General features: G+C 57.2%; 29 protein-coding genes and 2 pseudogenes. 13 read left to right on the top strand and 18 right to left on the bottom strand.

The window, feature by feature from the left end; all coding sequences use genetic code 11:
- From arsH to LT948_RS32230, 5 genes are read right to left on the bottom strand one after another with little or no spacing between them, the layout of a single operon-like run.
- Positions 1-717: an arsenical resistance protein ArsH gene (arsH, locus tag LT948_RS32210; RefSeq protein ID WP_003109846.1), complete on the bottom strand. Its 717-nt coding sequence runs from the start codon at positions 715-717 to the stop codon at positions 1-3.
- Positions 718-721: 4 nt separating this feature from the next.
- The gene (arsB, locus tag LT948_RS32215) at positions 722-1,783 is read right to left on the bottom strand and encodes an ACR3 family arsenite efflux transporter (RefSeq protein ID WP_003109845.1); all 1,062 of its coding nucleotides are present in this window, start codon (positions 1,781-1,783) and stop codon (positions 722-724) included.
- A 17-nt stretch (positions 1,784-1,800) separates the two neighbouring features.
- On the bottom strand, positions 1,801-2,271 hold the full coding sequence (locus LT948_RS32220) for an arsenate reductase ArsC (RefSeq protein ID WP_003109844.1): 471 nt from the start codon (positions 2,269-2,271) through the stop codon (positions 1,801-1,803).
- Positions 2,272-2,290: 19 nt separating this feature from the next.
- A complete protein-coding gene (locus LT948_RS32225) occupies positions 2,291-2,647 on the bottom strand; it encodes a metalloregulator ArsR/SmtB family transcription factor (RefSeq protein ID WP_003109843.1) in 357 nt (118 codons plus the stop codon).
- Between the two features lie 8 nt (positions 2,648-2,655).
- A complete protein-coding gene (locus LT948_RS32230; RefSeq protein WP_003109842.1) occupies positions 2,656-3,069 on the bottom strand; it encodes an arsenate reductase ArsC in 414 nt (137 codons plus the stop codon).
- Positions 3,070-3,404: 335 nt separating this feature from the next.
- Between LT948_RS32230 and LT948_RS32235 the strand changes: the two genes are divergently transcribed.
- Positions 3,405-4,202 carry a sulfite exporter TauE/SafE family protein gene (locus tag LT948_RS32235; protein ID WP_003109841.1) on the top strand — a complete coding sequence of 266 codons (798 nt, stop codon included), beginning with the start codon at positions 3,405-3,407 and terminating at the stop codon, positions 4,200-4,202.
- 120 nt (positions 4,203-4,322) lie between these two features.
- Here LT948_RS32235 and arsA read toward each other — a convergent pair whose 3' ends face one another.
- From arsA to LT948_RS32260, 5 genes are all read right to left on the bottom strand, one after another.
- Positions 4,323-6,080, bottom strand: coding sequence for an arsenical pump-driving ATPase (gene arsA, locus LT948_RS32240; RefSeq protein ID WP_003109840.1), 1,758 nt, complete (start codon positions 6,078-6,080; stop codon positions 4,323-4,325).
- Positions 6,081-6,092: 12 nt separating this feature from the next.
- Positions 6,093-6,455: an arsenite efflux transporter metallochaperone ArsD gene (gene arsD, locus LT948_RS32245; RefSeq protein ID WP_003109839.1), complete on the bottom strand. Its 363-nt coding sequence runs from the start codon at positions 6,453-6,455 to the stop codon at positions 6,093-6,095.
- A 127-nt stretch (positions 6,456-6,582) separates the two neighbouring features.
- Positions 6,583-7,947, bottom strand: a complete 1,365-nt coding sequence (locus tag LT948_RS32250) for an FAD-dependent oxidoreductase (RefSeq protein WP_003109838.1) — start codon at positions 7,945-7,947, stop codon at positions 6,583-6,585.
- Positions 7,944-8,459: an arsinothricin resistance N-acetyltransferase ArsN1 family A gene (locus tag LT948_RS32255; protein ID WP_003109837.1), complete on the bottom strand. Its 516-nt coding sequence runs from the start codon at positions 8,457-8,459 to the stop codon at positions 7,944-7,946. Before LT948_RS32255 ends, LT948_RS32250 begins: the two co-directional genes overlap by 4 nt.
- A 61-nt stretch (positions 8,460-8,520) precedes the next feature.
- Positions 8,521-9,018 (bottom strand): MarR family winged helix-turn-helix transcriptional regulator, encoded by a 498-nt coding sequence (locus tag LT948_RS32260; protein WP_003109836.1) that lies wholly within the window; start codon positions 9,016-9,018, stop codon positions 8,521-8,523.
- 136 nt (positions 9,019-9,154) lie between these two features.
- Between LT948_RS32260 and LT948_RS32265 the strand changes: the two genes are divergently transcribed.
- From LT948_RS32265 to LT948_RS32275, 4 genes are all read left to right on the top strand, one after another.
- Positions 9,155-10,351: an MFS transporter gene (locus LT948_RS32265; RefSeq protein WP_020750916.1), complete on the top strand. Its 1,197-nt coding sequence runs from the start codon at positions 9,155-9,157 to the stop codon at positions 10,349-10,351.
- Between the two features lie 788 nt (positions 10,352-11,139).
- Positions 11,140-11,364 (top strand): hypothetical protein, encoded by a 225-nt coding sequence (locus tag LT948_RS32270; protein WP_172628433.1) that lies wholly within the window; start codon positions 11,140-11,142, stop codon positions 11,362-11,364.
- A 283-nt stretch (positions 11,365-11,647) separates the two neighbouring features.
- Complete coding sequence (locus LT948_RS33235; RefSeq protein ID WP_023082484.1) at positions 11,648-11,782, top strand: hypothetical protein; 135 nt, start codon at positions 11,648-11,650, stop codon at positions 11,780-11,782.
- A 1-nt stretch (position 11,783) separates the two neighbouring features.
- Positions 11,784-12,428: a hypothetical protein gene (locus LT948_RS32275; protein ID WP_003109833.1), complete on the top strand. Its 645-nt coding sequence runs from the start codon at positions 11,784-11,786 to the stop codon at positions 12,426-12,428.
- Positions 12,429-12,445: 17 nt separating this feature from the next.
- Here the strand turns inward: LT948_RS32275 and LT948_RS32280 are convergent.
- The 7 genes and pseudogenes from LT948_RS32280 to LT948_RS32310 all read right to left on the bottom strand — a co-directional run.
- Positions 12,446-12,875 (bottom strand): annotated as a pseudogene (locus LT948_RS32280) (tyrosine-type recombinase/integrase); the annotation flags it as partial.
- On the bottom strand, positions 12,823-12,966 hold the full coding sequence (locus tag LT948_RS32285; RefSeq protein ID WP_003109831.1) for a hypothetical protein: 144 nt from the start codon (positions 12,964-12,966) through the stop codon (positions 12,823-12,825). The pseudogene LT948_RS32280 and the gene LT948_RS32285, both read right to left, overlap by 53 nt.
- A 263-nt stretch (positions 12,967-13,229) precedes the next feature.
- Positions 13,230-13,385, bottom strand: coding sequence for a hypothetical protein (locus tag LT948_RS32290; protein WP_003109829.1), 156 nt, complete (start codon positions 13,383-13,385; stop codon positions 13,230-13,232).
- Between the two features lie 84 nt (positions 13,386-13,469).
- On the bottom strand, positions 13,470-14,132 hold the full coding sequence (locus LT948_RS32295) for a hypothetical protein (RefSeq protein WP_003109828.1): 663 nt from the start codon (positions 14,130-14,132) through the stop codon (positions 13,470-13,472).
- Complete coding sequence (locus LT948_RS32300) at positions 14,120-15,079, bottom strand: hypothetical protein (protein ID WP_003109827.1); 960 nt, start codon at positions 15,077-15,079, stop codon at positions 14,120-14,122. Before LT948_RS32300 ends, LT948_RS32295 begins: the two co-directional genes overlap by 13 nt.
- Positions 15,080-15,107: 28 nt before the next feature.
- Positions 15,108-15,575, bottom strand: coding sequence for a hypothetical protein (locus tag LT948_RS32305; RefSeq protein ID WP_019396500.1), 468 nt, complete (start codon positions 15,573-15,575; stop codon positions 15,108-15,110).
- A gap of 285 nt (positions 15,576-15,860) precedes the next feature.
- Positions 15,861-16,333: pseudogene (locus LT948_RS32310) on the bottom strand (transposase); the annotation flags it as partial.
- A 311-nt stretch (positions 16,334-16,644) separates the two neighbouring features.
- Between LT948_RS32310 and LT948_RS32315 the strand changes: the two are divergent.
- The 8 genes from LT948_RS32315 to LT948_RS32350 all read left to right on the top strand — a co-directional run bounded on the left by LT948_RS32315 (position 16,645) and on the right by LT948_RS32350 (position 21,177).
- Positions 16,645-17,694, top strand: a complete 1,050-nt coding sequence (locus LT948_RS32315; protein WP_003109824.1) for an adenosine deaminase family protein — start codon at positions 16,645-16,647, stop codon at positions 17,692-17,694.
- Positions 17,691-18,251, top strand: a complete 561-nt coding sequence (locus LT948_RS32320; protein WP_025986878.1) for a non-canonical purine NTP pyrophosphatase — start codon at positions 17,691-17,693, stop codon at positions 18,249-18,251. Before LT948_RS32315 ends, LT948_RS32320 begins: the two co-directional genes overlap by 4 nt.
- Complete coding sequence (locus tag LT948_RS32325) at positions 18,248-19,042, top strand: SIR2 family protein (protein WP_003118060.1); 795 nt, start codon at positions 18,248-18,250, stop codon at positions 19,040-19,042. Before LT948_RS32320 ends, LT948_RS32325 begins: the two co-directional genes overlap by 4 nt.
- 185 nt (positions 19,043-19,227) lie before the next feature.
- Complete coding sequence (locus LT948_RS32330; RefSeq protein ID WP_003109821.1) at positions 19,228-19,629, top strand: hypothetical protein; 402 nt, start codon at positions 19,228-19,230, stop codon at positions 19,627-19,629.
- Complete coding sequence (locus LT948_RS32335) at positions 19,626-19,910, top strand: hypothetical protein (RefSeq protein WP_003109820.1); 285 nt, start codon at positions 19,626-19,628, stop codon at positions 19,908-19,910. The genes LT948_RS32330 and LT948_RS32335 overlap by 4 nt, the downstream gene beginning before the upstream one ends.
- A gap of 111 nt (positions 19,911-20,021) precedes the next feature.
- Complete coding sequence (locus tag LT948_RS32340; protein WP_003109819.1) at positions 20,022-20,213, top strand: hypothetical protein; 192 nt, start codon at positions 20,022-20,024, stop codon at positions 20,211-20,213.
- 413 nt (positions 20,214-20,626) lie between these two features.
- On the top strand, positions 20,627-20,857 hold the full coding sequence (locus tag LT948_RS32345; protein WP_153274562.1) for a hypothetical protein: 231 nt from the start codon (positions 20,627-20,629) through the stop codon (positions 20,855-20,857).
- Positions 20,858-20,919: 62 nt separating this feature from the next.
- Entirely contained in the window at positions 20,920-21,177 is a 258-nt protein-coding gene (locus LT948_RS32350; RefSeq protein ID WP_003109818.1) for a hypothetical protein, read from the top strand.
- A gap of 263 nt (positions 21,178-21,440) precedes the next feature.
- On the opposite strand, the gene LT948_RS32355 is transcribed toward LT948_RS32350, so the two are convergent.
- Positions 21,441-21,662 (bottom strand): hypothetical protein, encoded by a 222-nt coding sequence (locus tag LT948_RS32355; RefSeq protein WP_003109817.1) that lies wholly within the window; start codon positions 21,660-21,662, stop codon positions 21,441-21,443.
- Positions 21,663-22,312: the final 650 nt, after the last annotated feature.

The following is a 22,312-nucleotide window of genomic DNA, read 5'->3' on the forward strand; positions in this document are numbered from 1 at the left end:
TCAGATGGATCGTTGATTGACACGTTTGGATAGCTCTTCCGCCGACTCCTTGCGCTCGGAGTAGCGGTCGACCAGGTAGTCGGCGCGATCACGCAGTAGCAGGGTGAACTTCACCAGTTCCTCCATCACGTCGACGACTCGGTCGTAGAACGGAGAAGGCTTCATGCGACCTGCCTCGTCGAATTCCAGGTAGGCCTTGGGCACGGAGGACTGGTTGGGGATAGTGAACATGCGCATCCAGCGGCCGAGCACGCGCATCTGGTTAACGGCGTTGAACGACTGCGAACCGCCGCAGACCTGCATTACCGCCAGGGTCTTACCCTGAGTGGGGCGCACGGCGCCCATGCTCAGCGGAATCCAGTCGATCTGCGACTTGAACACGCCTGTCATGGCGCCGTGGCGCTCCGGCGAGCACCAGACCATGCCTTCCGACCAGAGCACCAGGTCACGCAGTTCTTTGACCATGGGATGGTCATCGGACACGTCATCCGGAAGGGGCAGACCTGACGGATTGAAAATCCGCGTCTCGGCTCCGAAGTGCTCTAGCAAGCGAGCGGCCTCCTCGGTGAGCAAACGGCTGAAGGAGCGTTCGCGAGTCGATCCGTACAGCAGGAGGATGCGCGGTTTGTGAGTCGATTTCTGTTCGATAGCCAGTTTGTCCGGGGACGGCAGATCGATCAGTTCGCTGTCGATATTGGGGATATGGTCATTGGTCATGATTTCACTCCTGGGAAAGGGCGCCAGAGGCTTGATCGAACCAGCGACGCTTGAGCCACCAGGCAACGCCGACCAGAGAGATCAGTACAGGTACTTCAACCAGCGGCCCGATCACGGTCGCAAAGGCGACGGGGGAGGCTAGGCCGAAGGTGGCGATGGCCACGGCAATGGCGAGTTCGAAGTTGTTGCTCGCGGCGGTGAATGCCAGCGCGGTGGTACGTGGGTAGTCGGCCTCCAGCAGCTTGCCCATCCAGAAGCTGATGAAGAACATCACCACGAAATAGATGGTCAGCGGGATGGCGATACGCAGTACGTCCAGCGGCAGCTGCAGCACCATGTCGCCCTTGAGGCTGAACATCGCAACGATGGTCAGCAGCAGAGCTACCAGCGTCAGCGGGCTGATCTTCGGAATGAAGCGATCTTGGTACCAGGCTGCACCCTTGCGGTTGATCAGGATTTTGCGGGTCAGGAAGCCGGCCAGGAACGGAACGCCCAGGTAGATCAGTACTGACTGCGCGATATCGACGAAGCTCGTTTCAATGACGCTGCCTTCCAGCCCGAACAGGGGCGGCAACACGCCCAGGAAGATCCAGGCGTACACGCTGAAGAACAAAATCTGGAAGATGCTGTTGAAGGCGACCAGGCCCGCAACGTACTGGTTATTACCGCCCGCGATCTGGTTCCACACCAGCACCATGGCGATGCAGCGCGCCAAGCCTATGAGGATCAGCCCCGTCATGTACTCAGGCTTATCGGAGAGGAACACCACGGCCAACACGAACATCAGTACCGGGCCGATCACCCAGTTCTGAATCAGTGACAAGGCGAGGATGCGTTTGTCCTTGAAGACTTGCGGCAGCTCCTCGTATTTCACCTTCGCCAATGGCGGATACATCATGACGATCAGGCCAATGGCGATGGGGATATTGGTCGAGCCTACTGACAGGCCGTTCAGCCAAGCCGGCAGCCCCTGGAAGAAACTACCGAGCGCTATACCAAGCCCCATGGCGAGAAAGATCCAGATCGTCAGGTAGCGATCCAGGAAAGTAAGACGACTCTTGCTCATGATGGGTCTCCGTAGCTTCAGAGAGTGCCGATGCGTGCCAGTTCTGCCTTGAGCTGGGCGGCATCGAGTTGTTCAAAGGGCAGTGCGAGAAGCGCAGAAATGCGTCGTTTGATGTGCCCGAGCGTGTCATCGAAGGCAGCATCCATCTCTTCCTCGCTACCCTGCAGATCGGACGGGTCGGCAAGTCCCCAATGGGCCTTCACAGCGGGCCCGAAGAACACGGGGCACGCCTCGCCGGCTGCCTTGTCGCAAACGGTGATGACAAAGTCCGGTGCCAGGTCGGCATGTGAATCGGTGGACTTGCTGCTCAGGCCATTAGTGGCGATACCGGCGCGCTGCAGGGCTGTGATGGACAGCGGATTCACTTCCCCCTTGGGTTGGCTACCGGCGCTGTATGCCTTCATGCCGGCTGGGGCCAAGTGATTGAAGACAGCCTCAGACAAGATGCTTCGGCAGCTATTGGCGGTGCAGAGGAACAGAACTTTCATCGGATCTTCTCGGCAGTCTTCAGCAGCAGGCAGCAACGCGCTCGGGGCGGTCGCCCATGGTGTCCAGTCGCTTGGAGCTCGTGCTCAACCACTGGCGGTTGGCCTCAAGCGTCGTTACGAGAATCTCGCGTACCCAGGCGGGCAGTTTTGGATGCAGTCGGTAGTACACCCACTGGCCTTGCCGGCGGTCTTCCAGTAGCCCACAGGTACGCAGCTGAGCCAGGTGGCGAGACACCTTCGGTTGGCTTTCATCCAGGGCACAGGTCAGTTCGCAGACGCAGAGCTCTTCCTCGCGAGCGATCAACAGCATCATCCGGATGCGGTTTTCGTCAGCCAGGCATTTGAAAACCTGGGTCGGAGTCAGGGAGTCAGTCATGGCGGTTCTCAGTGTTTGGTCTTCACAAGGACGAACATCTTGATGCGCTCGTGAATCTCGTGAAGCGTGTGACGGAAGGCGTCGTGGCGGTTGCTGGTCACCGGATCTTCAAAGTTCCACGCCAATGCCTCGCCAGTCCCTGGAAGGGTTTGGCATTCCTGAGCGGCTTTGTCGCAAAGGGTGATGACATAGTCGAAGCGTTCACCCGCGAACTCTTCGATGGATTTGCTGCGCAGGCCGCTGGTATCAATGGAGAGATGATCGAGGGCGGCATAGGTTCTCGGGTCGATCACGCCAGGCTGAGTTCCAGCGCTGAAGGCCTCGAAGTGCTCACTGTCGGTGTGCCGAAGCAGCGCTTCGGCAAGTTGGGAGCGAGCGGCGTTGGCGGTACAAACAAACAGGACGCGGATCTTGTCAGTCATCTCGGGATGTCCGGATGTATATGGTTTTTCGAATATACGTTTTTTCGCATAAACTTCAAGTGACAGTTCTGTCATGAGCTGTTTGGGCCGACGCCCGGAGCACGGTGTGCGGTGATTGGTGGGGGCGGGTGTAACTGACAAAGTACCGGGCGCGTTGAATCTGCATGCCTTCACGCTGCCTTTTCGCTCGAATCCGTCGCATGAGCCCATGCGCTGTTGTGGAGCCTAGACATTAGGTTGCCATCGGAATAGCTTGCATGGCCGCCGAGCCGCCCCTTTAGGAGACCTGGCACGACGGCGCGCAATCCGATGATGCGAAACGAGGCAGGAGCCGTATGAGCGCCGAAAAAGAAAAGAACAATGTCGCAGTCTTCTCCGCTGGCTCCTTGATTGGTGCTTTAGGAGGGCTCATAGGCTTAGGTGGCGCAGAGTTTCGACTTCCTCTGCTGATTGGCCTTTTCGGTTTTGGGGCTCTTGAGGCAGTTATCCTTAACAAGGCGATGAGTCTCATCGTCGTCGCGACGGCTTTGCCGTTTCGTGCAATGAGCGTCCCCTATGCGGACGTCCTCGAACGTTGGGACATCATTGTCACACTCCTTGCCGGAAGCCTTGCTGGAGCTTGGTATGGGGCGGGGTGGGCAACCAAGCTCAAGAGCCAGACTCTTTACAGAGTGCTGGCAGTGCTGCTGGTAGGAATCGCCATTGCGTTGCTGTTTGGCCATGACGCAAACGCGACGGGTGAGCCACTGTTTCATGGCGCAGCGTTGATTATGGTCGGTGTGGTCGTCGGTTTCGGGATCGGCGTCGTAGCAGCGCTGATGGGAGTCGCAGGTGGCGAACTACTCATTCCGACCATCGTTCTTTTGTTTGGCGCCGACATAAAGCTTGCCGGTAGCCTTTCACTGGCGGTGAGCCTGCCCACCATGATCGTGGGATTCACCCGCTACAGCCGCAACCAGAGCTTTTCGGTGGTCAGAACACAGCGGACGTTCATCCTGATCATGGCCGCTGGCTCGATCATTGGAACCTTCATCGGTGGGCAGTTACTTGGGCTGATTTCCACTACATACCTGCTACCCCTGCTCGCCGCTATTCTGCTGATTTCCTCGGTGAAGGTCTGGCGGCATAGCTGACACCGACGTGCCTTGCGGGTGTCTCTGCTTTTCCGAGACGTTGTCCACGCGCTTACTCATTCGAAGGAAATGCCGAGCACCCCAGAAGCCTCTCAGCCTTGGTGGTGCTCGGCGCAGCCTTTAGCAGTTTCCGACCAGCGATTGCAGACGATCTATGCCGACAGGTTCATCTTTCAGCAGCGGGACAACCGCGTAGCGGGAAGAGTGCTTGGTAGCAACCGCATTGATCTCGCGGCGCTCATTCTCTGCTCTTCTGAGCAGCAATGCGGATCTTGGCGCTGCTGCCGCGACGCTGTTGTTGATCACCCAAGCCCATGGCTCGATTCCTGCGCGGCGCAAATCGTCCTGCAGGTTGGCCGCCTCCAGAACGGGGGTGGTTTCGGCAAGCGTTACCAGGAGCACTTTGGTCTGCTTCGGATCCTGCAACTGCATCATGGGAGTGGTGTAGCCCACCTTCGTGTCGCCCATCTGGCGGACAATCTCGCGGTGATAGGCCCCTGTGGCGTCCAGAAGAAGCAAGGTATGTCCTGTAGGGGCGGTATCCATCACGACGAACTTCTTGCCAGCTTCCCGGATGACTCTGGAAAAGGCCTGGAACACGGCGATCTCTTCGGTGCAGGGCGACCGCAAGTCTTCCTCCAGTAGGGCACGGCCTTCCGCATCGAGACTGGCGCCTTTTGTCTTGAGTACGTGCTGCCGGTATCGCTCGGTCTCCGCCTGAGGATCGATTCTGCTGACCGTGAGATTCTCCATGACGCCTTCGAGCGTCTCCGCGAGATGCGCCGCCGGGTCGGAAGTCGTGAGGTGTACCGGAAGGCCTCGGCGGGCCAGGTCGACTGCCACCGCTGCGGCCATGGTGGTCTTTCCTACACCGCCTTTGCCCATCAGCATGATCAGACCGTGCCCTTCGGCGGCGATTTCATCAACGAGAGGCGACAGCTTCGGTAGGTGCAGCTCGGTGTTCGTTTCGGTCTCCGTGACTGGCCCAATGGCCACATCAAGGAACAGGTGCTTCAGTGCATCGAGCCCCACCAGGTTGAAGGGTTTGAGTGCCACCTGATCGAGCGGAAGGCTACGAAGTACCTCCGGTATTTTCGCTAGAACCTGTTGCTCCCGCTGGTAGATGGCGGCGGCAAGCTCGTCGCCTTCTGCAGCGGCGGCCGGCAACACGCCATTCACCACCAGGTACTGCTGCTTCAAGCCGATATCGGCAAGCTCCTCATGGGTGCGCGCAACTTCGCGAAGCGCAGCATTTTGGGCTCGTGCAACGAGTATCAGGCGAGTACGTACGGGATCAGCCAGCGCTGCTACAGCCGCTTTGTACTGGGCGCGATGCTTTTCCAGCCCGGCGAGTGGCCCGAGGCACGAGGCGTCGCCCTTACCGCTCTCTAAAAAGCCGCTCCAGGCTCCAGGAAGCTGCAGGAGGCGGATGGTGTGGCCAGTTGGCGCAGTATCAAAAATGATGTGGTCGAATTCAGCGATCAGCGCGTCATCGGTGAGCAGTGAGGTGAACTCATCGAAGGCCGCGATCTCGGTGGTGCAGGCCCCGGAAAGTTGCTCCTCGATACCTTTCACCACGTCTTCGGGCAGCACACCTTTCACTGGCCCGACAATTTTGTCGCGGTATGCCTGAGCAGCCTGCTGGGGATCGATTTCCAGCGCAGCCAGTCGGGCGACTTCCCGGATCTCGGTGACCTTGTTGCCGATTTCCGTACTGAATACTTGGCCCACATTGGACGCCGGATCAGTGCTGACCAATAGGACGCGCTTGTTCTCGCCGGCCAGTTGGACGGCAGCAGCGCAGGCGATAGAAGTCTTGCCCACGCCACCCTTACCAGTGAAAAAGAGGAAGCGGGGTGGGGATTGAAGAAATTGCATGGAATCCTCCTATCAGCAGCAACGACCGGAAGAGCAGCATCCGTTGCTCTCCGAGTCCGTAGAGGGTGAGGCTTGAACGGCGGCCCAGTGAGCCAGCTCGGTGCGTGACGGATAGCGGCCTGCCATAACGATTTCGCCATCCACCAGGGTCAAAGGCAGGCTGCCTTGGCCGGAACGCTGCAAGAAGTCGCGAACAGCGGATTGCTCAGCAAAGGCCTGAGGCTCATGCGCCAGATTGAAACGCTGAACATTGGCGCCTTGCCGGATTGCCCACTCGACATCACTCGCGAAGGTGACAAGGGACTGATCCACTTCAACCCCGCAAACGCCGGTGCTACAGCACAAGGCGGGATCGTATATCTGGATGAGATGCATGCTGGTTCTCCAATGACGACTGATAAAAAGTCAAAGAGCACCAAGGCTTGTGGTTGTTATATGCCAGCTTCGCTTCGCCGGCTTTGATCAAGGGCACGTCGGCGAAGCGTCGATGGGAAACGAGTTCTTATGAGCGACTCGTTGGTGTGCAGCAGGTCGATTTCTGGGCCACAACTGCAGCGGGAGACTCTTGCGTACCACAGCAACTGGCCTGCGCCGGTGCTGCGGGTGCACAGCAACTCGACGACTGCTCCTGCTCTTCGAACTGAAGGCTGCAGACTCCCGTTTCGGGTAGTTCGAGCTCGACACGCCGAGCAGCTTCCCAGTCGCCCGCGAGCCCTGCCGCTACAGAGCGAACTTGCTCGTAGCCCGTTAGCATTAGGAAGGTAGGGGCCCGCCCGTAGCTCTTCATTCCGACAATAAAAATCCCCTCGTCAGGATGAGAGAGTTCATCGATGCCATGTGGGCGAACCGTCCCGCAGCTGTGCTCGTTCGGATCAATCAGCGGGGCCAGTTGGGTTGGGCTTTGAGTGGCAGGATCAATTGCCAGCCTTAGCTCGCCCAGCAGCTGAAGGTTGGGCCGGAAGCCCGTGGCTACGATGATTTCGTCGACTTCCGGCAGTGTTTCGCCATTGCTGTGGACGACGAGTCCTTGGCCAGTGGTATCAACCCGGTTGATCGATATGCCTTGGAACAGAGTGATCTTTTCCTGTTCGAGCAACGCTCGGATGCGAAGGCCCAGGTTGCCGCGCTCGGCGAGCTTATCGTTGGCACCACCGCCCAGAATTCTCTCCAGAGAGTGTCCACGGATGCCCCAGAACACCTTGGTGCCGGGCAGTCCAACCAGATCCTGCAAGGCATTGAAGGCGGAGTGGCCGCCACCCACGACCAGTACACGGCGGCTCTCATAGCGCTCACGTGCACCGCCGGTTACATCGGGAATGCCATAGGCAATATGCGAGCTTGCTTCCAGCTCGCCCAATGCGGGAATACCCGAGGCGCCCATCCAGTTCGGAGTTTCATAGGTACCGGAGGCATCGATCACGGCGCGAGCGAGGATGTCCTGCTCACCATTGGGGCCAGCAATGCGCACCAGGAACGGTGAAGCAGTACGACCCTTGGTTTTCAGCGCATCAGCCCCCGACTTGGTCACCGCGAGGACGCGAGTATTCAGACGTGTCCGCTCCCGGATCACCGGAAGAGCAGCGAGCGGAAGGAGATAGCGATCCAACAGCTCGCGCCCGGTGGGATATGTGTCAGGACGCGGAGCTTCCCAGCCAGTCGCGGCCAGAAGCTTGGCCGCCTCCTTGTCCACGTTGTATTCCCAGGGCGAAAACATGCTGACGTGCCCCCACTGGCTGATGCTTGCTCCAGCCTGATTTCCTGCCTCAATGACTAGCGGATTCAGATCACGAGCCAGGAGGTGGGCAGCAGCGGCCAGTCCAACTGGGCCGGCGCCAATAACGACAACGGGAAGGTCAGTCAGGCTCATGCTGATTCTCCAGAGACAGGTTGATTCGAAGAGATGACCCGCTCGACGATGGCGCAGTCCAGCCAGCGGCCTTCCAGGCAAGCGTGTTTCTCGTAGACGCCAACCTGTCTGAACCCGCAGGAGCGGCAGAGCGCGAGGCTAGCCTCGTTGAAGGTGAAAATCCGAGAAAGGACTTTCCAGAATCCGCGTGCTTCTGCCTCCGCCAACAGAGCATTCAAGAGTACTTTCCCGATACCACGACCTCGCGCATCCCGGCGCAGGTAGATCGAGAAATCAGCGATACCGTCATAGCAGGAGCGCGCGCGATAGCTGCTCAAGTTCGCCCAGGCAACCACCTCGCCATCGAGCTCGACCACGAGAACCGGGTAGCGCGACATATCGGCTACCTTGGGCTGCATGTCCTCGACGGTGCGCGGCTGGGTCTCGAATGTGGAGCTGCGATCTTCGATGCCTTGGTTGTAGATATCGGTGATGGCTTGGCTATCACTGAGCTTTGCGAGGCGGACTAGCATCGTGCTTTCCTTTTGATTGGTAGTGACAACAATATAGTTAAAAAAGGGGGGAGCTACCCCCTCACTTGTCCTTGGTCTGGCCTGGGCAGCATTCACTGACAAGGCCACAACGAATCTCGGCAGCTCGAGTGAGCTGACGCAGTAAAGTCAGCGCACCCTGGCGAACCTCGGCTGGCATGCCGCTGATCATTTCCTTCTCTTCGGCGATCAGGTCGGCTCGAATGCGTTCGTACAAATCTGCGCCGGCTTCAGTAGCTTGAACTCGTACTGCACGGCGGTCTTCTGGATCTTCAACGCGCGACACGTAGCCCTTGCGCTCGAGGGTATCGACCACCCGGCTCGCAGTGCTCTTGTCCAGGAACATCTCCTCAGCGAGTGCCTGGAGGCGGAGCGGCCCCTGCTTCACCAAGGTCTCAACGGCGTAGCACTGAGTCACTGAAACGTCGTAGCAGCAAATACGGTCGCGGTCTCTGAACTGGTAGACCCGCACCAGTTGGTTCAGCGCTTCATACAGGGCTTCGGCATCCTGGCTCAGGTCGTCGGTACGCTTGTTCGGCATGTCATTTCCAATTGGTTGTTACCTGCAACAATATTCCGAGAGGATACAGCGGTCAAGCTATTGCCGCCTCCGATTGGCCAGAAAGGCCACGGTAGTCTAGCTTGGTTGCTACTAACAACTATGCGTGCAGGGTACCGTGACTCAGCTCGAATCACACGTTCCAGCCGCCCCTAATCGTCTGCGGTTGGTGTCCGCACTCGGCATAACGCAGATCTTCGCGTGGGGTTCCACCTTCTACCTGCCGGCAGTGCTGGCGAGCCCAATTGCACGGGACACTGGTTGGTCTCTATCGGCCGTTGTCGGTGGTCTGTCCTGGGGGATGTTAGTAGCAGGGCTCTGCTCGCCTGTTGCTGGCCGCCTGCTTGATCGGCACGGAGGGCGTGTCGTACTCGCCTTCAGTTCGTTGATGCTGAGCGTGGGTCTCTTGGTGATGTCCACGGCAAGCAGTTTGTGGGTTTACTACTTGGCCTGGTCGATTCTTGGGTTGGGGATGGCCACTGGTTTGTACGATTCGGCCTTCGCCACACTAGGTACGCTTCTGGGAGAGCGAGCTCGTGGGGCGATCACGGGACTCACCCTAATTGGCGGGTTCGCGAGCACTGCCGGGTGGCCCGCCATGGCTGCACTTGAATCCTGGTGCGGGTGGCGGGAGACCTGCTGGGTGCTCGCAGCAGTACATGCAGTGATCGGCCTGCCGATCCATTGGCTGGCAGTCCCCAAGCCCGTCAACGCTGTGAGAGAGGTGCCTAAGCAGAGGCAGACCGCCCTCGCTGAGGATCGATCTACTCGGCGGCTCTTCTGGTTGGTGGCTGGCCTGCTGACGGTCATTGCATTCGTTATGGCAAGCCTTTCGGTTCACCTACTGGCGTCATTGCAGCAGCTTGGGATTCCGACCGTAACAGTGCTGGCAATCGGCATGGTTATCGGCCCGGCCCAAGTGGTGGCGAGGGTGTTGGAGTTCTCCCTTGCGCGACATCTCCATCCGACCTGGTCTGCTCGTGCTGGCGTGCTGATAAGCCTGCTCGGTATCTGCCTACTCATCCCAGGAACGCCCTGGCTGGCATTCGTCGCTGCTGCGCTCTATGGGGCGGGCGTTGGAATTCTGACTATCGCGAGAGGGACACTGCCGCTGGTACTTTTCGGCGCCGAGGGCTACGGGGCGAGAATGGGCGTTTTAGCACGACCAATGCTTCTGGCGCAGGCCGCCGGGCCATTTGCGGTAGCGTTTGTGCTGAGTGGGCAAGGAGCGTCGGTAATGCTCGAGCTGATGGCGGTACTGGTCGCCATCGCATTGTTCGCAAGCCTCAAGCTACCGACAAGATCGTTGGTTTGAGGGGGGGGCGCGATGTCCGCAGCCGATTGCTGCCGCTGCCGAGAGGCAGCTACTCGCCCCATAGCGGACATACGTTCGCGTCAGCCGTCCAGAGATTCATTGAAGCCGTTGGGCTGACGGGATGCGCTTGCCTTGCTCGGCATGTGCGGCCTCATGGGGCGGATCATAGGAGGTAGCGATGCCCGTCATTCGAAGTGGGCGGCTGCCATGACTCAATGTCCGCAAATGGCCGTTCTCTGCCGGTCGCCTCTTCGGCGTGACAGGTCAAGTCGGATGCAAACAGTGGTCAACATGGATGCAATTGACTGGTCAAGTTAGATGCAATTTCGCAGTCACCGATGAAAGCAGTGTGTCCATCGAGGTTGACCTCGCCATAGGCGATGCCTCTGAAGTTCCGGACGCGAACACGCACAAGATGCACTTCGACCCTCCTTGTCTGGCGGTAGATAATCTCATGACTTTAGTGCCATGTTAGGTGCGATTCGAATGTATCGCTACTTGAGGGCCCGTGCGGCCCGAGCCGCGTACTCACAGCTTCAGCGAAGCCGTTACTGCAGTTCTATCGTTCTCCCTCATCAACTCCTTTTCATCATCGGCTCCCAGAAACTGTGCGTAGGCTACGGCGCCGACCTTTTCAAATCCTTGGACGTATTCATCATCGCAGAAGCGAAGCTTGAGAGCCTTCAAACCATCGCGTATTGCATCTTGATGCTGCCCCCGATTGAATGCGTACTTTGGCGATATCTGCATGGTTCCAAGGCGCTGATCGCCGCCGTGGCGCGCAGTCCGTGCATCCCCAGGCCCTCATTCTGTTCGTGTTCGTGTTCGTGTTCGTGTTCGTGTTCGTGTTCGTGTTCTGGTGCCAGGTGCTGCCAGCGCTGCTGTTCGTCTTCTTGGTTGCCAGTGCGAATGTCCACGGTCAGTCGACGCCGGCACTGACGAAGCGCCTACGCGCTTTCTCCCAAAAGCCAGTGGACGTGCCGACCTTGTGCATGGGCGTCAGTGGCGCCTGATCGGGCCGTCCCTAGCCAAGATTTTTAGAGCGCTAGGAGTTTTTAGGTGCTTCCCATTTACTAAGAGGAATTTTCACCATCTTTGCCATTTACCAAAAATGGGTACTTTTCCCCATCTCGTTAACCAACTTGGGATTTTCATTTTTTCCCGATTAGCTCGTATAGCCCTTTCACAACAAGGCTTACAGAGATCACGAGCATAGAAAGGGCTGGCACCTATTCTAGATTAACATCTGTGGTGTAGGGTGGAATGGACACACATTCAGCCAATGAGGGCCTACCCATGGATTCCATTTCCAAACTTGCAAGTACCCTTTCCCATGCCGATCCGGCTGTCTTGGTGTCTTGCGTTTCTATTGTTGCCCTGGTGGTGATCTACCAGGTTGTACGTCATCTCACCGGCTCGAAGAAGGACTGATATGGCCTACCGATTCAGCAAGCTCCCAACCGGATGGACGCGGACCACTGGTTGCGATCTGGGGGCATTCAAGGCCGGCGGACAAGCGGGAACAAGCATTGCTGCGCTGAAGTGCTTACTCGCGGTTTCGCTGCAGGCCGATTTCCACACCCGCACGGCTGCTGTGTCCTATAACGATTTTGAGCTGCTCACCGGCCTTTCGCGGCCCATGATCTCGAAGGGACTTCGAATGCTTGCGGACATGCAGATCCTTACGATCGCTGGCGATCACGCGCACCGCTATACGGTGAATGAGGTGGGCGACAATTACTGGGCGAAGCTTCCCTTCGACCTCCTCCGTCTTCGCCTTAAAGAGTTGGGGAATCGTGGTGCAATACGCTTGGCCGCTTTGAAGATCTATGTGATTTTGATTGCGCGCCGGAGCAACAAATTTGACTGGACTGCTCTGACCTACGAGCAAATCGTGGAGCACACGGGAGTTCGACGGGCGGACGTTCGAGCCGGCTTGTCGGAACTCTATTCGATCGGGCTGCTGCACGCCGATATGGTCCATCCCGAGGACGGAAAGCCTGCGTTCAGGGCCTACTTCATCCGAGGCCTGACGGTCGCCGATCCTCGTCTAGGCAAAGTTCCTGATGCGGTATAGCGGCTATGAGCACAGCCTCAATACTTCACTTTGTAGGTAGGCGAATCCTTGGCCGCAGCCCCTGCGATCGTATAGGCGGGTCGTGCTGATGTTGGCATGACCCAGTCAGGCCTGAACTTTGGCGATATCTGCATCGTGTTTCAGGGCGTTGATTGCCGCCGTGGTGCGCAGTCCGTGCACCCCCAAGCCCTCGTCTGGATCCCCGCGACCTTGGCCCAGTGGGCCACCAGCAGGTAGATCCCGTTCGCACTGATCCCGGTACCGGACAGGTCACGGCCGCGTAGCGAGCGAAATAATGGACCCGGCCCAGGCCCCCGCTCGGCGTCGGATTCGAGATAAGCGTAACCCGTGTACCGGGTTGCCGCCGGCTCCCGCGTTAGATTCCAGCAGGTGATCAAACAGGCTGGCCAGCGCCGCCAGTTTGCGGCGGATGGTGGCCCCGGCTATCCGGCCCGGGGAACACAAAGTTGCCACGCACGGATTCGCTGCGCAGGGTCACCAGTTGCACGCCGATCGCCTGCGCATCGAGGTAGGCCATCTGACGGCACTGGAAGACGTCGCGAAGGGGGGCGAACAAGTCCAGGTGCGCAGGTCGCGGTCGGTGATGTGATCAGGATCATCATGACCCGTGGAGCAGGTATGGGTCTGATCGAAGAGGGTTTCGACGCGAAATGTCATGGGGCTCTCCAGGGCGAATAGATTGATATGGCCGAGCTCAAGGCCAACACGATTATCGAGCAAGCCGGTTGAGGCTTCTGATCGCTCACGGCCTGCAGGTCAGGGGGAGGCTTGGCCAAAGAGTCAATCATCGTGATCCTCGACGGCGCATTGGCACACCTCATCGTCTACGAAGGTTGCCCAGTTGGAGCAGTCATCACCGATGCCGGAGAGGTCCGCGCTCCATTCCACTGGTCCAAAAGGCAGACCGCAGTCCAGGCAAATCGTGAGGTCGTTCATACAAAGAGCTCCGTGTAAGTGGAGCTCTAGATAATGCTGTCACGACGTGAGCAAGGTGAGCCAAGCGTTCTAGGGGCGCGGGGCCTAAGGGAAACAGCTCATTAGCGGGGTGATGATCTCGTTATGAATCCGACCAATCGCCCAAGCTGCCGCAGGCCAAACTGCCTGAATGGCCAGAAAGGCCACGAAGCAAAAGAAGGCTCGCAGCAAAAACTCGTGCGTCATCTTTATGCAGCTGATTTTCTGGTTCGTACCAGTGAAGTTGTAAATCACGGCACTCAGCAGCTGCTTCACAAGCTTCTCTTCAGGCTTATCGGAGCTGAAGCTTTCAGCGATATCGCCTGCACCTAACTGTGCCGCAGGCGTGGTCTTGATGGTCTGCAAGGCCCACAACCCGGCACGCATCAGATAGAGCAGTGCGCAGATGAAGATCCCAAGCAGGGTGCCTCTCAGGGTTCTGCTGATCTGATCATTCCAGAGTCCAGGAAGGATTGTGGCTAGGATAGGGATCAGCGCGGTAATTGCTGCGAGATAAAGGCCGGCTTTGGAGTCTGCCCCTCGGCGGCGCTCATGCTCAGCGTCAAAGAGCCTACGTGCCTCCTCCAGCGCAACATCACTTTTATCTGCCCAAGATCCTTGATCGACCTTTTCTTGCTCACTTCGAAGCCACTTCTGCTGTCGGGATTCATCCTCTGGTGATGAAGGCGTCAAGCGGGGCCACAGCCATGCTGGGATTAGCTTTGGCATCGGGCGATGTCCTCAAGCTCATCAACGATCGCGGCGGCAATTGGGTACCCGGTGAGGTTCTCGATCCAGGCCCATTGTCCATTCGGGTTGATCTCCAAGAACCACAGTTTGCCCTGTTGGTCGCACACTAGGTCGATCGCCCCATAACGTAGGTTCAGGTGCTTCATGAGCACAGTGCATTGCTCCTCAACTTCGCTAGGAAGCTCAATGCGCTCATGCTTAAGATCTGACCGGCTACCCTGGCGCCAATCCACCGTGGTTTCTTCGTACTCCTGCGACCTGATCGCGGTTGCGAAAAGTTGGCTTCCTACGACTGTCACTCGGACGTCGTACTGCTTTTTGATCTCGGTCTGGGCAATGAAGGGGGCCAGCGAAATGGCGTCTTCGTCGCTGTCGCGAAGATCCTCCAGTCGAGTGGTAAAAATCACCCGCTCCTGCTCGCCGTTGATCAGCGCTTGCCTAAGTGGCTTTCCGATAGCAGGCCCTGCCTGGACTACCTCACGTACCGAGGCGATATCGTTCGTGATCACTGCTTGCGGTACGTTGAAGCCAATCTCGCTCGCGAGCATCAACTGCCTTGGCTTGTCTTCAGCCGCGAAAATATCCATCGGCGCGTTGAGCCAAAGACCTTCCAGGCGTGCATACAAGCTCTTCAGGAAGGCGCCCCATTCTGCTTCCGCGTACTCCCGTTCGCCGTTATCGGTGATGCTGACGTTGCCAGTAGGGGGGGCTGGACGTCGGAAATATGCCGCTTTGACATCGGATCCCTGAAGCACTGGTCCCTCGAAGGACAGTGACCAGGCGTTTCTGGGAAATGCAGTCATTGTGCAGCGGGCCGTCGATAGCTCTTCGGTGTTCAGACGGAAGAAGGAAGTCTGCCGGCGCTTCAGCTCGGCCACGACGTAATCGACCGTGATGTCGCGGCGATTTGTGACTAATAACAGCATTCGTTTTCCCTAACTTGATCCGTCCTGGTCAGCAATGAAACCCAAAGGACTGGAAGCCGTCATCGTCTGCTTCCTGTTGAACCTTGGTCTTGGTGACCAGCTCCAGCAGTTGGCTTGCTGAGTAATTGTCATCAACCTCTTGAACCGATTCAGTTTTGGTCACTAGCTGTAAGAGGTTGCTGTACCCCGTGGGCCGGGTGTCATCGTCACTCTCGATTTGCTGATGGGTCTTGGTCATCAGTTCAAGCGCAAGGTAGGAATCGTCATCTTCCTCTTCGTGCGCTCGCGTCTTGGTCAGCAACTGCGAGAGCGCCTGCTCATTGATAATGGGCTGTGTGCCTTGCTCTGTGTCGACCACCCACATTTTCTGTTGCTCGCAGTAATATCCCGGAAGCCGATCTTCACCTGTGCGAGGTATCCCAGCCTTGGCTAAGAAAGGCGATATGTTTCTCTCGCTGCGGGAGGGGCGAGTGTCCGTATTGATCGTATCGTGCATGCACCATATCCATTGAGATCGGTTTCTGTAGGCTGGCCTGATGCTACTTTGATGTTAATTACCGGACAATGCCCACAAGGAATGCGTTTGGATTACAAGTCGTTCATTAGGAGCAGGGTGGAGCCCGGGGGACTGGGCACAATGCACTGCCGGCAGTGGGTTTCGCTACTCTTGACGTCCGCTTTTGGCTGATTCTGTTGAAAAAGTAGGGTCAGCGGCAGCCAGACGGTTGGGTGTGCCTGTAGTTGAAGTGGCTGCAAGCTACTTCAAGTTGCCTTTCGGCGTTTGCCGGCTGGCATCAGCCTTGATGATGCTGGCGTCGACGGCGAAACCTTCCCCCTTTACCAGGCCGGCCGCCATGCAGCGCCGCAGCACCTCATTGAACAACCAGCGGAACAGATCGCTGTCACGGAAACGGCCGTGGCGATTCTTCGAAAAGGTCGAGTGATTGGGTACTTCGTCTTCCAGACCCAGCCGGCAGAACCAGCGATAGGCCAGGTTTAGATGTACCTCTTCGCACAATCTCCGCTCGGAACGGATGCCATAGCAGTAGCCGACGACCAGCATGCGCACCATCAATTCCGGATCAATCGAGGGGCGCCCGATGGGGCTATAGAAATCCGCCAGGTAGAGGCGCGCAGATCACTGAGATCCAGACACTGGTCGATGCTGCGCAGGAGGTGTTGGGTTGGGACGTGATCTTCCAGATTGAACGAGTAGAACAGGCGCTGCTGCCCTCTCGGTAACTGTCCCATCATGCTGTTCGCCCCCACACTCGCTGACAGAGCAATTCTGCCGACGGCATGGGGAAGCAGCTACTTTTTCAACAGAATCGGCTAGAAGCAGCCTGTCACGAACAGCAGCTTATGCTACCGAGTCCGGCAGCCACCGATCCCTGTACGGGCCAACCGTCACCCCTCGAGCCATAGCAATGAGGAAGTACTAAGTCAGAAATGTGGACGAACTACCTGACCAGCAGGTACATAGGGTGGTTTTCGGATTGTCGTAAAAACGCAGACGGTCAAGGGGTGTGAAAACTTGGCTCGTGGCTAGCGACTAAGGATAGCGATTGAATCAGTGGCAGGTTGACCTATCAAAAACGCAGAGCGAAGAGATAGAGCACGAGGTGGTGCGCCAGAGCTTTACTGCAGAATTTAGTAAGCTGTATCGCGGAGAGCTTCATGTGCACATGAACGGAGCGATCCCGGTATCGACCATTCAAGACATTCTTGCGGACGAATTAACAGAGCTGCCGTCTGGCTTTCTAATTGAGCGGGATCTGTTGCGGCACACGCCGTGTCAGTCACTGGCGTCATACCTGACCCCTTGGCAAGTGTTGCGGCTCTTTCCTAAAAAACGCGAAAACCTGGATCGTCTTTCCCTTGCAGTCGTCACGAGTCTCGCGGAGAACAATGTGCGCTTTGTGGAGCTCCGAAGCAGCGTTTTGTACCTTGCTACTCTGCAAAATTGCTCACCCACACAAGCCCTGGAACGCCTCATAGAATCGTCCAGAGCCGCGTCGGACCTCTTCGGCATGCGTCTCGGCTTGATCCTCACGGTGACGCGCGGCGATTACAGCTCGGTTGGTTTGTCTGCACTTCTGCAAGCGTATCAAAACCTCGGTGAACCGGATGAAGTGGTGGGGCTTGATCTGGCAGGTGACGAGGAAATTGCGCATCCAGCTGAATTACCGTCACTGTTTCGGAAGGCGAAAGATCGGTTCGGACTCGGGATCACCATACATGCAGGCGAAACCGGTCGCGTGGACAACGTTCGAGCAGCCGTGGAATTGTTTGGCGCAGATCGTATTGGCCATGGAACAGCAGCCAGCAAGGATCCTCATTTGCTAGACCTCTTGGCAAAGCAGGATATCTGCGTCGAAGTATGCCCAATTAGCAACCGGCTCACCGGAGCTGTTCCTGTCGACGAGGCCCATCCTCTGCTGGAGTTTCGGCGTCACCAAGTCCCCTTTGTAATTTGCTCGGACAACCCGGCGATTCATCAGCGAGGCCTAGCGGATGATCATACGACGGCGATGATTGAGGGACTCTCCGCTAGTGATATTTACGAGCAGTTCGACGTCGCCAAACGGTATTCATTCATAGAGGGTCTAGATTGAAAATTCGATTCATGTCCGGAAATCAGCACAAGGTCACTGAGGTGCAGCGAATTCTTGCCCCTGTTGGGGTAGAAGTCGTATCGGTGTCGCGCAAAATTGAAGAGCTGCAGACCGAGGATGTTGACCGCTTGGTGCGGGACAAGTTGACCAAGGCATTCGAGGCTATAGGTCGTCCTCTTTTCGTCGAGCACACAGGACTCTACTTGAGCGGTCTCAATGGGCTTCCAGCAGGTTTAACCCAGATTTTCTGGGATAAGCTGGAGGCAGATCGATTCGTTAAGCTTGTAGCTGGTCTCAAAGATGCCGCAGTAATCGCAAAGACGGTGCTCGGGTATTGTGATGGGCGCGAGATTCGTCTTTTCGAAGGCTCCATCGAAGGAACTGTGCCACTCGTACCGGCCGGTCCAACGGACTTTCAATGGGACTGTGTTTTCGTCCCGAACGGGCACACCCAAACTTTCGCTGAGATGGGATCGGCTAAGGACGCTATCTCAATGCGCCGCAAAGCACTCGACCAGTTCGCCGAATATCTCAAAACTTGTGGGGGCATAAGATGAACGCTGAGTTACTACGTGCATATCAAACCGGCAAGCTGATGCTTTTTGTAGGTGCTGGGGTGTCTGCCAATCTTAGCCTGCCTACTTGGGGTGAACTAATCGCGCGCATTGCTCAGGACTTGGGCTATGACCCAAAGATCTTCTCCACTTATGGAACGCCGCTAGCGCTTGCGGAGTACTACAAGAGGAAAAAAGGTAGTTTGGGGCCGCTTCGGAGTTGGATGGACCGCGAATGGCACAAGTCCAGTACAGATATCGCTGCATCCGAGATTCATCGTTTGATTGCTCTTGGACGATTCTCGCGGATCTACACTACCAACTACGATCGATGGCTGGAAATGGCCCACGACAAGTACGAGGTGCCATACGACAAGATTGCAAGCGTTGCCGACCTCGTATCTGCTACTGAGGGTCGGCGTCAGATTGTGAAATTCCATGGAGATTTCGATGACGAGGCATCAATCGTACTTGATGAAACCAGTTACTTTCAGCGATTGAATTATGACTCTCCGCTGGACATCAAGCTCAGCAACGACGTCTTGGGAAATTCCGTTCTCTTCATCGGATACAGCATTTCGGATATCAACATTCGACTCCTGTTTTATCGCTTGACTGAAATGTGGGGGCGCTCGGTTCTGCCATCTGCCAGACCGAAGTCCTACGTCTTCATGAATCGACCAAACCCTGTGGCACGGGAAGTATTGGGTCAATGGGGAATTGAGATGATCGTCTCGGAGGAGGATGACCCCAAGAAGGCGCTCACGGACTTTCTTCAGGAATTGGTGAGCTAGGAAATTTGGTCGCGACCTGAGGGGTTAATATTTATCCCTCATGGCGAGAGTGGGCATACGAGCGGCAGCTTTTGGCCGACTCCGTGGAAAAGGAGACCGTAATGGCCCGGGCTAGCGAATGGGAGCTTTGCCCCTTGCAGGTTTGCGGGCATGCTGTGAGCGAGACGTGGCAGGAGGAATGAGCCATGAACCAGGGAGCACTCCGGCCAGAGGTGCTGTCGGCCGCTGAGCTTATCGACTGTCTGTGTCCCGCGAACGGGGCGCCCTATTCGGTTGAGCACTATGCCGAGATCTTTGGCCTCAGCCCTGCCGTGTTTGCCGGTCAGGTCGCGGCCTATCGTCGCAGCCAACCAAATGCGGCCAGCGCATCCGATGCCGAAGCGACACAACGTTTTATCGCGGATGTCCTGCGGGTGATCTTGGCCGTAGCCGAGAGCGGAGTCGCCGTCGAGCGGGCGATCACTTGGTTTCGCCTCGAGCCTTTACCGACCTTCGAACAGCAGACCGCGGAGCAACTGGTCAGTCAGGGCCAGGTTGAACGAGTGCTGCAGTTTCTGGCCTCCTGGCAGGCGGGAAGTCAGGGATGAGTCGTGATGGCCAACGGCAGGTCGATCATCAATCGGCCTACCACTCCTGCTATCGCACGGTCCTAGACACTGTGGATGCGCGTTACGACGTTCGCGGTTCTGTGCTGGCAGAAATGGTGAAGGCCTGTCTGGCGCACCGCGCCATACTGCCCGCAGCGCAACGGGCGTATTTCACGCAGCACGCACCAGAGGAAGCGGTGGCTTATTTGGAAAAGTTCACTGCCACGCTGTTGTTTGGTCCCCAGGGACGCTTTTCGCCGCAAGAGTACCGCTACTCATGAGCGGCCGATTCCGTAAGTCATAGAGCAGGCCGGCTCAGCTTGGACTCACGCGGCTTGGCCGGGACCACTGCTCGATTGCCTGCGATGTAATCACGTGACGAGGACATGACCATGGGTGACCTCAACAGCTGGCGAGTGGTCTGCCAAGACCCCGGAGACGGTAGTGGTGAGGCCATCATCGAGCTGCCTTCCGAGTTGCTGGATAGGCTGGGATGGATCGTGGGGGATGAGTTGATCCTTGAGCGTGTCGAGGGTGTGCTGTCCTTGAAACTTAAGCACCCGCCTGGTGAGCCAGCCGAGTAGACCTGCCCATCGTAATTTTTTTGATGTATCTGGTTGTATGAGCTGTGGGGCCTGTTGATCGGAAACCGTCCCACCCGCGGACACCTCACGTCGATGCCGTGACATGGTTTGCCTGCACACATCAGGTCTGGAGGGCAAGGTCGCTATTACGGCGCGCTCATGAAATTCCGGTCGACCTCATCCTCCCTTTCAGTGCCGCTCCAGATCCGACTCAGCCGATAACAGTACTTGGATCACGAGCAGGTCATACAGGCCGCGTGCCGGATGTAGCAAATAGTGGACATCGTTCTCTACCTTAAACAAGGTTACGCTCGCATGGGGAGTCAATGCCCCGTGCGCAGCAGATCCATGGCTGGATCTGCAACCGGTGGGCACAGAGTTGACGAGCTGGCGAATCAGCCTGCTAGACAACCATGAACATTCGCCTCGATCTTGGCTGTGGGTCGATGAACATGCGCTCAAAGGTGGCTCCCTTCGATGCCCTGAAGTTCATGAGTTCCAGCGAGAACACCTTGGCCAATGTCGCCGAATATCTCAAACACTATACCTTGTGGCGTTGCTGTTCTCGGACCCAGTCGATTCTTGACCGTTCGAGCTGTTGGTGGAATGAAGATGTGATGGTCGGTTCTACCGGAATCTGGTGAGCGGCGGGTAGCATTGCCCTAGAGCGGCACCGATACGCCCAGCTTCCTCTCGGGAGAAACGTATGCCAAGAAAAAAGCGCCTTACCGAACGCGAGATTCGGAATCTTGAAGACGAGATTCCAGCAGTCGCCGCAGATGCGACTCGCGCGGCCTATCTGCGAGCGCTCGCAGCCGGGCATACCGTCATGAAGGTGCAGGGCAGCTACCTCGTTGAAACCAAAGCCGACGGATCCGCGATTGTCGTGGGCAACGCCAAGCCCCGCCGCAAGGTGAGCGTTGGCCATGCTATCCAGGTTCGGCGGGTAAGTGCCAGCGCCTAGCCTCCGCGTCTTAAGGTATCTCGGTGGCAGTGTTTGGTGTTATCCAAAAGCAAGCGAGGGGCCCCGCAGAATAGTGCTGTCGGCGCCCCATGTTTTCCCCTTTCAGCACATGCTCAACTGTCCTGTCATCCATCGAACCGGGCTGGTCTTGTGTTTGCTGGAGAGCGATGTACTGCTCTTCAGGGCTTCAAGCTGCCCATCGATGATGTGCGCTATCACAGGTAGCGCGGCGAGTGTCTGGAGATTCGATTGGCGTGAATTGGTCATTGTTGCCCCGGCGTTATCGGCGGCGACCACTCTACGCCCTCTTCGAGGATCGGATGGCTTTCGCTCACGACGATTAACGGCTTGTTCCGATTCTCCAGCGCGAACATGGCGATGGAGCCGTCGGCATCCGCCGCCGGCACTACCCCGTGCGGGGCAAGCTTGCCTACCCAGACGTATTGCCGCGTCTCCAAACATGCAAGGTAGTACGAAATACCCATGCTTCCTCCGAATTAGAATTAAGTCTTTTGCTGCGCTAAAACCTTGCCCAATGCCATGGTGAAGTCGTTCTTGAACACTCGACGACTGTTCATAGCATCGACTAAGAACCCCGGCGACCCACCTTCCAACCGTTCTCCGCCAAGCATCCCTCAGGTACAGCGTGGGCCAGCGCATCGCGCTCCAAGTCTAAGAGATCGACAGCAGTACCTCCGTGTCCGGCCTTGACGACGCGGTGTGTCGTTGGTCAATGACGATGTGATGTTGGACTGGTCATTTTGTCGCTATGCCAAGTATCGCTTATCGACTTGCTCGCGTAGCGGCAGGTGATGGTGATGGTGATGGTGAGGTTTACTGTTCCTGGTATCGGCTCATGATGTGGTTGTGGGGCATGTGCTGTTGACCGGGGCTGGTAGGGTCTGCTTGATCCAGATGGTGTGACCATCTCCTACTCCACGTAGAGGAGCATGAGGATTGTTTCGCAACACTACTTCGCAGCCAGAATACGATCCTGCGAAGCACTGATCCGACGTGACTGGGCCAAAGTACTTCGATAACAGCGCGACTGACCTGTCTTTTCTCAGGCGCGAGTATGCGAGCGGGAAGCTAGCATTGGCTTCTAAATCCCTGATCAGCAGTTTCGCTTACAAAA

It is taken from the genome of Pseudomonas sp. CP-1, from assembly GCF_021213715.1.
Classification (GTDB): domain Bacteria; phylum Pseudomonadota; class Gammaproteobacteria; order Pseudomonadales; family Pseudomonadaceae; genus Pseudomonas; species Pseudomonas aeruginosa.